Source organism: Acinetobacter sp. YH12236, assembly GCF_013417645.1.
Classification (GTDB): Bacteria; Pseudomonadota; Gammaproteobacteria; order Pseudomonadales; family Moraxellaceae; genus Acinetobacter.
Genome location: NZ_VPDM01000005.1, coordinates 13404 through 28788 on the forward strand (window position 1 = coordinate 13404; position 15385 = coordinate 28788).

A 15385-nucleotide genomic window follows, 5' to 3' on the forward strand; every position below is an offset into this window, starting at 1 on the left:
GGGAAATATGGAACAGGAGGGTTTGTTACTGCCATTCAGACAGCTCGCTGAACAATGCCTCAGTATTTTTCCTGAGTTAAATCAGCTGTATCTGGATCAAATGGCGCTTATTGGTCATGTGAATGCCCAGAATTTGTTCAGGATTCATCAGGATGAGCATCGAATTGATCTGCTTAATGGCTTATTAAATATACAGCTATATACACCTCAAGATTTAAATCTGGAAAGTCCCCATGCCTTAGCAGAAATGCAGATTGATTCCAGGATGGCTAAAGCAGAGGCTTTGGAAGAATTTTTTTTTCAGGATATTTACTTTCTGACTGGCGATTTAAAGCCCCAGCATTCCCTGTTTTTACGTGATAAAGCCAAACAGCTCCGTCAACTTATTATTGATCAAGTCTATATATGGGTTAATGCGCCTGACCGAGTTGCTAATTGCTTAAAACAGATGTCGCTTGTGCAGGCTGAAATCATCGACTCCTTTATGATTAAAGCCGAAATTTATACTCAGCCTTGTATCAGTAATTGTCTTCAAAGTGGACATGAGATTCCGGCGCATGTTTTAAAACAGCTACAGCAAATTTTTTCCTTGCAATATTTGCAGCCAGATGAGTTTCTATCGATTCAGTCAGTGATGGACAGTCTGGATGCATTCTGTTTCAGTGCGCCTGAGTTTCTGCACCCAGCGACCCACCGGATTATCTCTTTATCCTTTGAAAACCGGTTCAATCTGCATGAACTGAATGACCATATTGACGATATCCGTTTGCTGTATCGGCATGCCGAAGAGCAAAGTCATCTACTGGGCTTTGTCCGGCTGATGAATCGTGATAGCTGGCATCGGAGTGATCTGCTATCCAAACGCAATTTTCTGGAAAATAATCCTTATTTATGGCAGAAAAAAGTCGCCAAACTTCCTTTATTTGACTGTCATCGGGTAGTGAACTGGTTATTTAAACAGCCTGCGGAAATTTTGGATTGGCTGAGCAGCAATATTCAACATAGCAGTGTGCGGGTGGCGGCAACAGCTTTAAGCTTTATCGATACGCATCATGTTCATCCGCAGATTGTTTTAGCTACCTTGCAATATTTTCAATATATCGCAGCACGTCTGTTTATTGATGATGTTCATCAATATGCTCTTCAGCATTGCTGGTTTGAGCATGAGCTGAATCGAACAGTTGTTCTCAAAGGGACGCGTCAGGCTATTGAGGATCATCGTATTGCCATTAGTCCATCGATTTTATATCTGGATGAATGGATCGGATTATTGCGGGATGTAGTGGCAATGGATGATCAGATAACTAAAAGGGTCTATGCCAACTTAAGCCGAGTGATGCAAGCTTATATGCAGCATCTGTATAAGATTACCTGTGATTTGCCTGAGGATGTGTTGGCTTATATTCGGCCTCAAACTCAGCAAGACCGTAATTTTTATAACGTGCTACAACGTAACCAGATTCCATTTGTAGAGTTCAGGAAGCGTTTTTATTTACACGCCCGGCATGTGCGGGAATCCTGTTTTGACGGTTATATCCGCGATTATCTGCCGGAGTATTTTTCTACTCAAACAGAAGTGCCTAAGAATTTAAGCTGGACCAGTTTATTTATGCAGGCAGTTGCCTGGCATGAGCAGATTCAGAAGCAGGAAATTATTGCCAAGCTCAAAAAAGACTTTGCTTTAGCCAGCTGGAGGCCGCTGACACAGGCACATTTTCTACTGTATTTTAATTGGCGTTTTGAGGAGTTGAAAACACTAGAGCGGATTATTGAAGAGGCCAGAATATTCCGGAACTGTCTGGCTGCAAGTTATGCACAGCGTATAGTCGAAGGTGAATATGTGGCTTTTCGCATGTCACATCCTGCAATCAAATTACCTCTGATTTTAGGCTGTCAGTTGCAGAATGACCAAGTCATCTTTGACCAGCTTGAGTATCCAAATAATCAAAAAGCGGAAGTTGAATATATCAATATTGCCCAGCATTTTATTAACTGGTTAAACCTGCAGGCTTGACCTGATTCAATGCTTTTCTGTCCGTGAAGCTTAACTTTTCCGGCAAAAATCGTTAGGCTATAGCCGTTCTTTTACGGTATCTCTTTTATGAAACAGGAAACTGCACTTAAGCTCTTAAAAGCAGGGGAAAATGTCTTTTTAACCGGTTCTGCGGGTGCAGGGAAAACTTATACGCTCAATCAATATATCAATTATCTGAAAGCCCGTAAGGTGTCGGTCGCCATTACTGCATCGACTGGTATTGCGGCAACGCATATGAATGGCATGACCATTCATACTTGGGCAGGGATCGGGATCAAAGACTTTTTGTCTGAAGAAGACCTGAAGCGGATGAAAGAGCGTAAATACCTGAAAGAACACTTGGAAAATGCGCAAGTTCTGATTATTGATGAAATTTCTATGCTGCATGCCAAGCAGCTCAATCTGGTCAATCAGGTGCTAAAATATTTCAAGGAAAGCGATGAAGCTTTTGGCGGGATTCAAGTCATTGTTGCAGGAGACTTTTTCCAGTTACCGCCTGTTGGAAAAAATGATGAGCGTAACCGCGATAAATTCTGCTTTATGTCGGATGCTTGGGTTGAAGCCAAGTTTCGGATTTGTTATCTGACCGAGCAGCATCGTCAGGGTAATGATTATCTGAATGATATTCTGAATGCCATTCGTGCGCAGGCCATTTCACCTGAACATCGTTCAGCACTACAGGCCACACGTCAGCAGGATATTGGCGATACCTATACACGTCTCTATACCCATAATATGGATGTCGACAGCATTAACTTTAAGCATCTGAATGAAATTGATCAGGATCCCCGCCAGTTTGATGCGCAATGTGATGGTAATGAAAAACTGATTGAAACCTTAAAGTCTTCAGTCCGTGCACCCGAAGCCTTAACCCTGAAAAAACATGCCAAGGTCATGTTCGTGAAAAATAACTTTGATATGGGCTATATCAATGGCAGCTTGGGCGAAGTAATTGGCTTTGAAGATGATGATGAGCATGGGGTTCTGCCAAAGGTCAAACTGACAGATGGAACTACCCTGATTGTAGAGCCTGAAATCTGGTCAGTGGATAATGAAGCAGGCAAAACCATTGCCAGTTTCCAGCAGATTCCACTACGTCTGGCTTGGGCGATTACCATTCATAAGTCTCAAGGCATGACGCTAGAAGCTGCTGAGATTGACTTGAGCCATACCTTTGAAAAAGGTCAAGGTTATGTAGCATTATCCCGTTTGAAAAGCTTAAATGGTCTACGTTTGAAAGGCTTTAATGAACAGGCTCTGGAACTGGATAGTCTTGCCATTAAAGCTGATCGCCGCTTTCGGGAACTGTCGGATGAAGCTGAAGCGAATTTTGAAAACGTGGATTTGACTGTACAGCATAAGGCCTTTATCCGTCATTGTGGTGGTACTTTGAATGAAGTCGAGATCAAGCGTAATGAGAAGAAAATTGCCAAAAATGGTGGCAAGCAAAACTACGCGACTGCAACCTTGGATGAAACCCGTGAATTGTTTGAAGAAGGTTATGAGATTTCCGATATTGCCACTGAACGTGGCTTGACACCTGCCACTATTATTAATCATTTAGGACGTTTGCATAAAGAGCAAGGGCTGGATATCTCAGTAGCTCATCCGGGTGAGGAAGTTGTTGAACAAGTCCGCAAGATTTATAAGCGTCTGACTAAACGTCAAAACTCAGATCATTTCAATGATGACGGCAGTATTAAATTACGTCCGATCGTGGAACTGACCAGTCCGCGTATGGGTTATGATCAGGTACGTTTGGCTTTGCTGTTTGTGGAATAAAATTTGAGTTTTTAAATTTTAGTATTTAACGTGAGCTTTTACTTTTGAAAGATCAAAAGTAACAAAAATCTTTTGTTGGATTGAAGGTACATCCTGTACCTCAATCCAACGAGCGACATCCATGTCGCTGATCATGTGATTTAATACTTTGCAGTTCATAATTTTAGAATATTAATTTTTAAGAATATTGCACAATCATGGTTAAAGGCTTATTGCGTTCCAATCAATAACGATAAAATCCCGGCTGCAATTAATGGCCCGACAGGGACACCACGAAGTACCGCGACACCTGCGACTGTACCAATTAATAGACCTGCAACGACATCAGGCTGACTCGACATCAGTTTCACCCCACGTCCACCAAGCCAGGCAACAAATAGACCGATTGCAATTGCTAGTAAAGATTTCCAGCTTAGGAAAGATTTAAGAATACTTTCACCGGGAATTTTCCCGCTAGCAATCGGAGCCAATACGCCAATGGTTAAAATAATGATCCCGATATTTAGGCCATGTTGCTGTACATAAGGTAAGAGTTCATTGAGAGGCGTGATTTTTAATACGATCAACACGGCCGCAGCAATAGTCACAGCAGTATTATGACTAAAAATACCGCAAGCCAGTAGAACTAGAAGAACAAGCAGATTCAAATCAAGTTGGGACATGAGGAGATAAAAAAATGAAAAGTCACAGGATTATAGGCTTTTTAGCCATTTAAAGGGAGAATGCTCTACAAGAAATGAATCTGGCTAGTTTTCAGTATAGAATGCGCCTATCGTTCGTATAAACAGGTTCAGACAGATGCTATTGGAAAAAATGTTGCAATCACAAGGTTTCGGCTCACGAAAACATTGTCAGCAACTGATTAAAAATGGTGCTGTTTCGATTCAGGGCGAACTCATCGATAACCCCAAGCATAAGCTGAATCTGCAAGATCTGACCTTTAGCGTCTATGGTCATGAATATCGCTATCGGGAAAAAGTATATATTGCGCTCAATAAGCCTCAAGATTATGAGTGTTCACATCAGGCTACCCATCATTTCAGTGTATTTGATCTGTTTGATGACACCTTGTTAAACCGTGGAATTCAATGTGTAGGTCGTCTCGATCAAGATACAACTGGACTGTTATTGCTGACTGATGATGGTCAGTTTCTACAAGCATTGACGCATCCCAAAAAACATGTGGCGAAAGTTTATCAGATGACTACTGCCGATCCCGTGACAGATGAACAGATTCAACAGCTTGAACAGGGTGTGGAATTGAGAAATGAAAAAGGCACCTTTGCTGCTACAGATATTGTTCGTCTGGATGACAATCGTCTGCAAATGACGATTCATCAAGGGGTTTATCATCAGGTGAAACGTATGCTGGCAGCTGTTGGCAATAAAGTGGAACAGCTGCATCGTGCCCAGATTGGTGCGTTGGCCTTGAATGAGCTGGCAATAGGGGAATGGACCTATCTGGACGCAGAACAAGTGGCACAGGCAAAATTCCGTACCGGATAAAGTCTAGTATTTATTTGAGGAAACAATGGAATGTTACGAATTCATTGTCCTGAATAAATCCAAGTGACTCATAAAGTTTATGTGACTGATAATTGGTTTTTTGCGTTTCCAGGCTGATTCGAAGCGCATTTTCATGTCGGGCAAATAAAATAGCAGTATCAATCAGTTGCTTGGCTGCACCATGCCGGCGATAAGGCGGGCTAATATAGACATCGTCCAGCACATAATAGGTAGAACATGCGACTGAGGAAAATCTTAAATACAGCAGAATAAATCCGGTAAAAATATCATCCTTGGTGTTGATAAAAATGACAGTTTGACCATCTTCAAAACGCTGTTTCAAAAATTCGTAAGATAAATCCAGATTGGAAGAAGTACCATAAAATTGACGGTACTCATCAAATAAAACGGCCAGGTTAGGTAGATCTTCTGACTGGGCACGTCGCACGATCATCGGCTTACTCCATGTTAATTTTATTATTTATCATTAACATCAAGCATAGCGAAGTTTGAAAGGAGAGAAACTTAAGAATTGTTCGTAAATGCAACAATGTTAAATTTTGTCGCTTTCACCTAAAATGGCATTCAGTTCTTCAAATAAATCAAAATGATCATCATCCAGATTCATTTCCTGATGATCTGCTGGAATCGCTGTAGTACTTAGACTTGAGCTTTGCTCTGACTTTAGTTCATTCTGTTTCTGCTTGCGTAACTTGATCAGCTGTTCCAGATTAATATTCTGATTTTCAATCGAGAAGGGGATTGATTTGGTCAGAACCACCTGTTTAAAAAAAAGACGAACTGCCTGAGCCGGCGTAATCCCCAATTGTTTAAATACTGCAAATGCCTGTTTCTTTTCTTGGGAATCCAGGCGAATTTGATAAACTTCAGTTTTTCTCATAATATTTTCAAAGCTTTAAATTACTTAACTTTTCGCCTTATTCTAATCGATAACTTCGGGATTTCAATCCTCAAGTTGCCGTTTTTAGAAAATAATCTGTAATGACAAGAGATTTACAGTGTCAATTCAAGTTCAGAGCTAAATTGCATCTGCTTTTGGGTAACTGGATCCGTAAACTGAATGTGTTTGGCCAGTAGCTGTAAAGGTGCAGAAAAATCATCATCCGCCTTATGGCAAACCTGCGGATAAAAAGGATCATTCTGGATCGGAATCCCCAAATGACTTAAGTGTACCCTTAACTGATGTTGCTTTCCTGTATGTGGTTTTAGCTCATATTTGCCCCATTGCTGATCATGTTGCAGCAATTGAATTTCGGTTTCGCTATTAGGCTCTCCTTCTACCACCTGCATGGTATAAAAGGGCTGGCCTTTCTCCATTTTCAGCTTTGTGATGAGTGGAAAACTTAAATCATCACGATAAGCCGCAATCGCATGATAAGTTTTCTGTACCTGCCGAGTCGCAAACATTTGCTGATAAACGCCACGCGATTGCACACATTTTGAAATCAGCACCACACCTGCCGTTTCGCGATCTAAGCGATGAATCGGAGTAAGATGTTCATTTCCAGTTTGTTGTTTTAGGCGTACCAGCAAGGTTTCCTGTACATATTGTCCAGTAGGACTTATGGTCAGAAAATGCGGTTTATCTACGACCAGCAGATGCTCATTCTCAAACAGAATCTGATGCTGAAAAGGAACATGCACTTCGTGTGCCAAAAAACGATAGTAAAAACAATGAGTATTCGCTTGAAAAGAACTTTCGATACTTAAGGTATTACCCTGAGCATCATAAACCAGACCATTATCGAAACGGGATTGCCATTCGCTTGACTCAATATGTGGAAATTGTGCACAGAGATAGGCATAGACTGTCTTGGGTAAATCTGAGGTCGCTTGCAGGAATACTTTACTTGCCGTAACCCCATTCAGCATGGGTGGGCTAAATTCAACAGTCGAAGTCATCACAACGTGGATCTATCTCTGGTCTGGAACGGATGCTGTGAAAAAATACAGTTTCTCACAGAGGTGAATAGGCTTTTAAAGCGTTGCGATGCTATCATAATTATTCTTTTTCATCATGTCGTGAGTAATATGCCTTATTCATTTAATGTCACTTTAAAACATGAAGATGACACCCAAAATCTGGCCAAAGTTCTGGCAAATAATTTTTTTTCGGGCGTTATATATCTGATTGGTGACTTGGGTGCGGGGAAAACCACGCTGACGCGTTATTACTTACAACAACTCGGTCATAAAGGCTCAGTAAAAAGTCCGACTTATACGCTGGTGGAGCCGTATCAGGTGAATGGTCAGGATATCTTTCATTTTGATTTATATCGTCTCAATGACCCTTATGAACTTGAATTGATGGGAATCCGGGATTATTTAGAAACTCCCAATGCGCTATTTCTATTTGAATGGCCTTCTAAGGGGGGTGATGAAATCCCGCAAGCCGATTTAATTATTGAAATTTTAAAATCAGAAGATGAGCTGACCCGTACTGCAAGTCTGATTTCTTCTAATCTGGCATTACAGCAAGCTTTGGAGCGTGAATTCCCAAATGGTTGATGATTTAAGCATACGCCGTATCCGTGCACTTGATCCTGCGCTGGCGAACCAGATTGCCGCAGGTGAGGTGATTGAACGTCCTGCATCTGTGGTCAAGGAGTTGCTGGAAAACTCGATTGATGCAGGTGCGACCGAGCTGATCATCCGGGTGGAACAGGGCGGCAGTACGCTGATTGAAATCATTGATAATGGCCGAGGCATTCATTATGAGGATTTGCCACTAGCCGTGATGCGTCACGCGACCAGTAAGATTCAGACAGCTGAAGAGCTGCATGCGATTACCAGTTTGGGCTTTCGTGGTGAAGCGCTGGCCTCGATTGCCGCAGTGTCTCGTCTGACTTTAACCAGTAGCCAGAATGAAGATGGCATTGGCTATCAGGTCGAAGTGAACGGTACGGCTTTTGATCATCAGGATATTCAACCGGTCGCAGCATCCAAAGGAACTCAGATCCGGGTGCAGGATTTATTCTTCAATGTTCCGGCGCGGCGCAAATTCCTGAAAAAGCCCGGCACTGAATTTGGACATATCGAAGAAATTGTTCGCCGTATGGCTTTAACGCATTTTGATATTCGCTTTGTATTGGAACATAACCAAACCATCAAGCTGAATTTGCCGGTCGCAGATAGTGGTGCTTTGCGTTTTCAGCGTGTACAACAGCTACTCGGTCGTCAGTTCACTGAAAATGCTTACTGGATTGATGCAGACAGTATCAACATGCGTTTATCAGGCTGGCTCGGACATCCTTCGGATGCACGAGCTCAAGCCGATCTGCAATATGTCTATGTGAATGGCCGGATCGTTAAAGATAAGACTATTTCGCACGCTTTGCGTATGGCTTATGATGGTATCCTGCATGGCCATCAGCATGCCGCTTATTTACTGTTTCTGGAAATCGATCCAGAAAGCATCGATGTCAATGTGCATCCAACCAAACATGAAATTCGTTTTCTGAACCAGCGTGAAGTACATGAATTTGTACGACATTATGCCAAGGAAACCCTAGCACAATTCCAGACTGCGAGCGCTGATCTGGCTGAGGCGATGAAACCTGAGTCTGAAGCTGTTGCGATAACACCTCAGCCGCGCTATCAAGAGCAGTTTAGCCTGCATCAGTCCGTAGCCACTCAACCGGTTATTCCAGTCACATCTCCGTATCGTCAGCATGAAGAAGAAGCTTCTGATGTGTTAACGGATTTCGAGTCATCAGGTCCACAAACTGTGCATTATGTGCAGGATTATAATAAGTCATATTCGGGTTCACAGCAGCTGAATAATGCCTTGAAAAGTTATCTCGCGCCTTTAAGAGAAACTGAACCGGAAACCAATACTTCAGCATCGGATACATTTCAGTCACATTTACAAAGTAAAGTAGATGAGCATCCTTTGGGGATTGCGATCGCTCAACTGCATGGTATTTATATTCTGGCGCAAAATACCGAAGGCCTAATCATCGTAGATATGCATGCGGCGCATGAGCGTATTCTGCTGCAACAGATGAAAATGGCTTGGGATAAACCGGAATTCTGGATATCCCAGCAATTGCTGATTCCTAAAGTGGTGAGCATTAGTCGTATGCAAGCCATGCGTGTTGACGAGCTCAAAGATCAACTCGCTCGTTTAGGCCTGGAAATTGACCAGTATGGTGATGAACAGGTCATTGTACGGGGCGTACCGGCCATTTTGCATAAAGCTGATTTTGATGCCTTGATCCCTGAATTATTGAATGATCTGGATCCTAATGATCAGGGACAGGGTTTAATGCAGAAACGTGACCAGATTCTTGCAGGTATGGCCTGTCATGGTGCAGTACGTGCACATCGAATGTTGAGTCTGTCAGAAATGAACGCTTTGCTGCGCCAGATGGAACAAACTGAATTTGCGAGCCAATGTAATCATGGTCGTCCAACCTGGCGAGCATTTCCATTGTCTCAACTTGATAAACTTTTCGCTCGAGGAGAGTAGCCTTACATGTCCAATCAACTGCCGGTCATCAATTTAATGGGACCAACTGCAAGCGGTAAAACTGCTTTGGCATGTGAACTATACGAGCAAGGTCATTTTGAGCTGATTTCTGTCGATTCTGCGCTAGTTTATCGGGAAATGGACATTGGTACAGCGAAACCTTCTAAAGAGGAATTAGAGCGCTATCCACATCATCTGATCGATATTATTAGCCCGCTTGAAGTCTATTCTGCAGCAAATTTTGTCGAAGATGCTTGCCGTCTGATTGATGATATTCATGCGCGTGGTAAAACACCAATTTTGGTGGGTGGCACCATGCTGTATTTTAAGGCCTTACTTGAAGGCTTGTCTGACAATTTACCAAGTGCAGATTATGCGGTGCGTGCCCAGATTGAAGAGAAAGCCGCTCGTGAAGGGTGGGAAGCGGTGTATGCTGAATTATGTCAGGTAGATCCTTTAGCAGGCCAGAAATTTAAAGTCAGTGATAAACAGAGAATTATCCGTGCATTAGAGGTTTTTAAGCTAACAGGTAAGCCGATTACAAAACTACAAGCAGAACAACCAAAAAATTTACCATATCGTTACAGTTTTCATAATTATGCCTTAATGCCCGATCGGTTAGAATTGCACAAACGTATTGAAAAACGTCTTGAAATTATGTGGAAAAACGGATTTTTAAATGAAGTTAAAGGATTAATGGGAAAATACGATTTTGACGAAAATTTACCCTCAATGCGTTCAGTAGGTTACCGCCAAGCCATAGAATTCTTAAAAAAAGGTGACCTAAGTCATGAAAAACAACGGGAAATGGAGGATAAGGCTTTATTTGCGACACGACAACTTGCCAAACGTCAATATACCTGGTTGAGATCTTTGCAAGAAAAGCATAAATTTACAACATATTTTACGCTCGAGCAGGCCCAAGAAGACTTGCGAAACTGTCACGGATAAAGCAAAATTTGAGTACTATCTTTTTTATAATTTTTAATTGAAAAATAGAGATAGTTTTTTGCGCTGATTTTTAAATTTTTGGAGTTATAACATGTCTAAAGGTCAAACTTTACAAGATCCATTCTTGAATTCTCTCCGTAAGGAACGTATTCCAGTTTCTATCTTCCTGGTAAACGGTATCAAATTACAAGGTCACATCGAGTCTTTTGACCAATACGTTGTATTATTAAAAAATACAGTAAGCCAAATGGTTTACAAACACGCGATTTCTACAGTTGTACCTGCACGTAACCCTCGTCCAGCTGGTGCTCCTGCTGGTCCACAAGGTGCCGGCTTCGGTGGTCAAGGCGGCGCAGGTGGCTTCGGCGGTCAAGGCGCTGCTGGTGGCTTCGGCGGTCAAGGTGGCTTCGGCGGTCAAGGCGCTGGCTTCGGCGGTCAAGGCGCTGGCTTCGGCGGTCAAGGCGGCTTCGGTAGTCAAGGTGGCTTCGGTAGTCAAGGTGGCTTCGGTGGTCAAGGTGCTGGCTTTGGTGGTCAAGGTGCTGGTTTTGGTGGTCAAGGCGCTGGTTTTGACAACGATTCAAAATTTGAAGATTCTTCTGACGACGAAAACAATCGTTAATCGGATCCGAAATAAAAAAGCCTCTTAATAAGAGGCTTTTTTATTGCTTAAAAAATTGAGCCATTAAAAAAAGCCAGCATTATACTGGCTTTCTTTTCTTAAATTAACGAGCGCGTTTAGGATCTAGCTGAGGATCTTTGATTTCTACATAGGCATTGCTACGGGTTTCACGTAACCAGCTATCTAGCTCAGCATCAAACTGGCGTTCACCCAGGATCTGGCGTGCCATACGTTCCTGATATTCCTGAGTCATATCTTGCTGACGTGTATCGGTCACTTGCAGGATATGCCAGCCAAATTGTGACTGGAACGGTTCACTAATCTGACCCACTGGCGTACTTTTCATACGCTGTTCAAATTCAGGTACCATGACACCTGGGCTGACCCAGCCTAAACTTCCGCCATCACGTGCTGAACCTGTGTCATTAGAGAAAGTAGACGCCAATACTGCAAAATCTTCACCTTGCTTAAGACGCGTATATAAGCTATCAATCATCTGTTTAGCATTTTCTGGGCTAACCACTTCTGATGTTTGAATCAGAATATGACGGGTCTGGTACTGAGGAACCAATGCTTTCTGCTCACCACCTTTACGCTCTAAAAGTTTCAGGACATGCACGCCATCTGCCGCAGGAATCAGTTCAGATGTTTGACCCGCTTGCAAAGTAGAAACACGTGCAGCGAGTTCGCCTGGGATTTCTGATAAATTTCGCACGCCCATATCAGACGCATCTACTTTAATATCGCCAGTTGAATATTTTTTGCTGATCGCCTGAATATCATTGCTGCTGCTTAAATCATTTCTTACTTGCGCAGCAATCTGTTGAGCATTTTCTCCGGTTATACGTAAATGCAGAACATGTACCTGGCTGCCTAACAGAGCTTGACCTTGCGGTGTATTCAGGAAGTTTTTCACATCCTGATCACTGATCTGGATACGTGAATTTACTGCTTGCTGGCGTAAACGGCTAAGTGCCAGATCTTCAGCAATACGGTTACGTAAAGAGGCATACGTATTCGGCGCGATAGCATCTAGTTTTTGCTGGAAAGCTTCCAAGCTAGGAGAGCCTGACTCACGTGCTACTTTAAGCACTGCTTCATTTAAAGATTTTTCATCTGGACGGATATTGTAGCGTTTGACCTGTTCCAGTTGAGCCTGACGTACAATTAGCTGTTCAAGTGCTTGTTGTTCAAGATAAGGTTGCGGTGGAACAGGCTTGTTTTGCTTTTGTAACTGGTGAGAAATTTCAGCAACGCTTTGTGCCAGATCACTACGCAGAATAGCGCTATTGTCGACAACAGCTACAACTTCATCTTTAGGTTGGGCAACAGCAAAAGTCGTCATCGCTGAAGAAAGACATAGCGCAAGTGCGGTCGCTTTAAAAATTTGTTTTAACTGTTTTGTCTTCATTAACGTTCTGTCCAAGTTTGATTGATATTGTTAAAACCTAGAATACGATTTTCTAGTAATGAGGTTAGCTTGTTGCTTAACCCGCCAAGACCTTTAAGCGTTACTTCAGCCATTACTGCACGTTTCGCTTTCACATCTGGGTCATTGATATCGTCTAAGTCATTGTAGTATGAGCGGCCATAGACAGATACTCCCCAACAGCATGACTCATAGTTTACGCCAAGTAAATATTCACGTGCGACACTATTATCCAGGTCAAATTGCGCATGGCCGACCAGACGCCAGTTATTGGCAATTGGCTGGATAAATGAGCCAACCACCTGATCATAACTTTCCTGGCGGTTTGGAATATCTTTACGATAGAAATAGCCTACGTTATATAGATTGCCCTGATCGCCCGTATAATAAACCTGTACATCACGCTGGGCATTGGAGCCATTCGACATCCAGCTAGAATTTAGGTTGACATGCACGTTTTTGTTTAACTGACTTCTAAGCTGAATAACTGGACCAGTATGGCTTTCACGGTCAAATTTATCTGCTTCACGATCTAATGTGACACGGCGATCTTCAAAGAAGAAACTTTGTCCCACACTGGCGCGTAATCGCTCTAAACCTTCTTCATTAAATAAACTGTAACTAAGACCTAAAGAAGCGAAGTTATTGTCTTCTAAGCGGTCATTACCATAGAAGCGGCGTGCACTAAATAATTGGTCATAATTAATTGAGGCTACGACAGAGTCAAAGTTTGGCTGATTGCGCTGATTTTCATACGGTGAATAAGCGTAAAACAGGCGAGGCGTCAAGGTCTGTAAATAGCGACCATCTTTTTCAAAAATTAAACCGGTGTCCAGCGTAAATTGTGGCACTACGATAGAATGATTTTCACTTGATGAGCTGGTTTGATTATTATTAATACGATCAATAGTATCTTGATCATAGAAAGTATTGATATTGCGTAATGTTGCCTGAGGAATGAAGAATGACCAAGGGGTAAAGTGATTATAGCGTACCGAGAAATCATTATAGATGCGTGTACCACTTGGTTGATAGATGGCTTCATCACCGGTATCAATATTTTCGGTATTTCTGATGTCTTTCTGGAAATAAGCTGTATCGTTATTAAATTCGTATTGTAAACCCAGTGGGTTACCGGTCTTATAATTCACCAAAAGCTGCGGCAAACGCGCATAAGGGCGGTCTTCATCCAGAACGGCAGGATCAAGCGTCTGGAAATCTTCAACTTTAAATTGAGCTTTTAAGCCGGGGATACCATTTTTATAATTAACTTCCCAAGCACGGCGCAAGTTCAGGTCTGTTTTTGAATCTGGGTTATTATCCAGATCGGCAAAAAAGTCCTTGTCTGATGCGTAATTATATTCAAGATTTGTTAAGAACTGATCGTTGATTTGCCAGTTATGCAGGAAGTGCAGGTCTTTACGGTCTTTATTGCTATAACTTTCATCAGATGGCAGGTAGCCACCCCAAATCCGGCCTTCACCATAGTTTTCTGTTAGATAACGAAACTCGCCATCCAGCATCGCACCACGGTCACTAATATAACGTGGCGTAATGGTCGCATCATATTGTGGTGCCAAATTGAGATAAACCGGCACACCTAATTCCAGGCCGCCATCATTGGTAAATCCGAAAGTTGGCGTCAGAATCCCAGTGGTACGGCGATCATCGATTGGGAAGTTAAAATAAGGAACAGCGAGTACCGGAACATCTTTCACATAGAGCTTGGTATTACGGGTTTCACCGCGACCGGTTTCCTGATTCAGCTTGATTTGATCTGCCTGAATTTTCCAGGTCGGTTTCTGTTCAGGCGGACAGGTAGAATAGGTGGCATTTTCCAGTTCAAGCGTATCGTCTGAGGTTTTGGCAATCTTTTCAGCACGGCCATGCGCATGTTGTTCTTCCGCAATGAAGAAACTGTTGTTTAAGTCACCTTGCTGGGTTTTCAGGTTGTAATTGATATCATCGCTTTGCGAAATCAAGCCACCTTGAGCCAATTGGACTTGACCTTCTGCCTTAGCATAAGTTTGAGTCTGATCAATCGTCACGCGTTCCGCACGGATCTGGCGACCTTCCTGATCAATGACCACATTGCCTTCTAAGTAGGAATCACCGGCCGGATTATAATGACCATAGTCTGCAGTAATGGTTGAAGTTGCCTGTTCAGGGTCAATCGTCGGTGCATCAGGTGCAATAGGAGTGACCCAGGCACCTTCACAATAGGCTGAACTGAGATATTTACCTTGACGCTGCTGTGCTTCTGGTGAAGATTTATCCACATAATATTGTGAGAAGAATGCTTCACCGGGATAGGTCTCATTAATGCGCTGTTTGAGTTGTTCCGCATTTACATTGGATGAGTCATTTGATGCAGCATAGCTTGAGACCGAGCTACTACATAAAAGGGTTAAGATCGCAGTCGCTAGAGGGTTTATTTTAAAGTGATGCTTCATTTGTCTCATTAACCAATCATGCTTTTATCGCAATTAATTATTGTCGCATCATAGAGAAAAAGTTGATAAGTAGCTACACTTAGCACTTTAAAAACTCAGCCTGTACTAGAATTTATTG

The 15385-nt window shown here is 42.5% G+C and carries 13 protein-coding genes; 7 read left to right on the top strand and 6 right to left on the bottom strand.

What is annotated here, in order from left to right; all coding sequences use genetic code 11:
* The first annotated feature begins 7 nt into the window (after positions 1 to 7).
* Both FTV14_RS03900 and FTV14_RS03905 read left to right on the top strand, forming a co-directional pair.
* On the top strand, positions 8 to 2014 hold the full coding sequence (locus tag FTV14_RS03900; RefSeq protein ID WP_180053384.1) for a hypothetical protein: 2007 nt from the start codon (positions 8 to 10) through the stop codon (positions 2012 to 2014).
* Between the two features lie 87 nt (positions 2015 to 2101).
* Positions 2102 to 3817: an AAA family ATPase gene (locus tag FTV14_RS03905; protein WP_180053385.1), complete on the top strand. Its 1716-nt coding sequence runs from the start codon at positions 2102 to 2104 to the stop codon at positions 3815 to 3817.
* A 209-nt stretch (positions 3818 to 4026) separates the two neighbouring features.
* On the opposite strand, the gene FTV14_RS03910 is transcribed toward FTV14_RS03905, so the two are convergent.
* Positions 4027 to 4479: a DUF441 domain-containing protein gene (locus tag FTV14_RS03910; protein WP_179992424.1), complete on the bottom strand. Its 453-nt coding sequence runs from the start codon at positions 4477 to 4479 to the stop codon at positions 4027 to 4029.
* Positions 4480 to 4615: 136 nt separating this feature from the next.
* Here FTV14_RS03910 and FTV14_RS03915 point away from each other — a divergent pair, with 136 nt between their 5' ends.
* Positions 4616 to 5323 (top strand): pseudouridine synthase, encoded by a 708-nt coding sequence (locus tag FTV14_RS03915; protein WP_166139411.1) that lies wholly within the window; start codon positions 4616 to 4618, stop codon positions 5321 to 5323.
* A 10-nt stretch (positions 5324 to 5333) separates the two neighbouring features.
* On the opposite strand, the gene FTV14_RS03920 is transcribed toward FTV14_RS03915, so the two are convergent.
* The 3 genes from FTV14_RS03920 to FTV14_RS03930 all read right to left on the bottom strand — a co-directional run bounded on the left by FTV14_RS03920 (position 5334) and on the right by FTV14_RS03930 (position 7246).
* Entirely contained in the window at positions 5334 to 5777 is a 444-nt protein-coding gene (locus FTV14_RS03920; RefSeq protein ID WP_004784033.1) for a GNAT family N-acetyltransferase, read from the bottom strand.
* A 99-nt stretch (positions 5778 to 5876) separates the two neighbouring features.
* Positions 5877 to 6224 carry a type II toxin-antitoxin system RelB/DinJ family antitoxin gene (locus FTV14_RS03925; RefSeq protein ID WP_180053386.1) on the bottom strand — a complete coding sequence of 116 codons (348 nt, stop codon included), beginning with the start codon at positions 6222 to 6224 and terminating at the stop codon, positions 5877 to 5879.
* A gap of 113 nt (positions 6225 to 6337) precedes the next feature.
* The gene (locus FTV14_RS03930) at positions 6338 to 7246 is read right to left on the bottom strand and encodes an RluA family pseudouridine synthase (protein WP_180053430.1); all 909 of its coding nucleotides are present in this window, start codon (positions 7244 to 7246) and stop codon (positions 6338 to 6340) included.
* Positions 7247 to 7375: 129 nt separating this feature from the next.
* Between FTV14_RS03930 and tsaE the strand changes: the two genes are divergently transcribed.
* From tsaE to hfq, 4 genes are all read left to right on the top strand, one after another.
* Positions 7376 to 7852, top strand: a complete 477-nt coding sequence (gene tsaE, locus FTV14_RS03935) for a tRNA (adenosine(37)-N6)-threonylcarbamoyltransferase complex ATPase subunit type 1 TsaE (protein WP_180053387.1) — start codon at positions 7376 to 7378, stop codon at positions 7850 to 7852.
* Positions 7845 to 9815, top strand: coding sequence for a DNA mismatch repair endonuclease MutL (gene mutL, locus FTV14_RS03940; RefSeq protein WP_180053388.1), 1971 nt, complete (start codon positions 7845 to 7847; stop codon positions 9813 to 9815). The genes tsaE and mutL overlap by 8 nt, the downstream gene beginning before the upstream one ends.
* Before the next feature lie 6 nt (positions 9816 to 9821).
* Complete coding sequence (miaA, locus tag FTV14_RS03945) at positions 9822 to 10766, top strand: tRNA (adenosine(37)-N6)-dimethylallyltransferase MiaA (protein WP_180053389.1); 945 nt, start codon at positions 9822 to 9824, stop codon at positions 10764 to 10766.
* Positions 10767 to 10857: 91 nt separating this feature from the next.
* Positions 10858 to 11385 carry an RNA chaperone Hfq gene (gene hfq / locus FTV14_RS03950; protein ID WP_166139420.1) on the top strand — a complete coding sequence of 176 codons (528 nt, stop codon included), beginning with the start codon at positions 10858 to 10860 and terminating at the stop codon, positions 11383 to 11385.
* Positions 11386 to 11488: 103 nt separating this feature from the next.
* On the opposite strand, the gene FTV14_RS03955 is transcribed toward hfq, so the two are convergent.
* Positions 11489 to 12796 carry a peptidylprolyl isomerase gene (locus tag FTV14_RS03955; protein WP_166139422.1) on the bottom strand — a complete coding sequence of 436 codons (1308 nt, stop codon included), beginning with the start codon at positions 12794 to 12796 and terminating at the stop codon, positions 11489 to 11491.
* On the bottom strand, positions 12796 to 15267 hold the full coding sequence (lptC, locus tag FTV14_RS03960; protein ID WP_180053390.1) for an LPS export ABC transporter periplasmic protein LptC: 2472 nt from the start codon (positions 15265 to 15267) through the stop codon (positions 12796 to 12798). Before lptC ends, FTV14_RS03955 begins: the two co-directional genes overlap by 1 nt.
* Positions 15268 to 15385 lie beyond the last annotated feature (118 nt).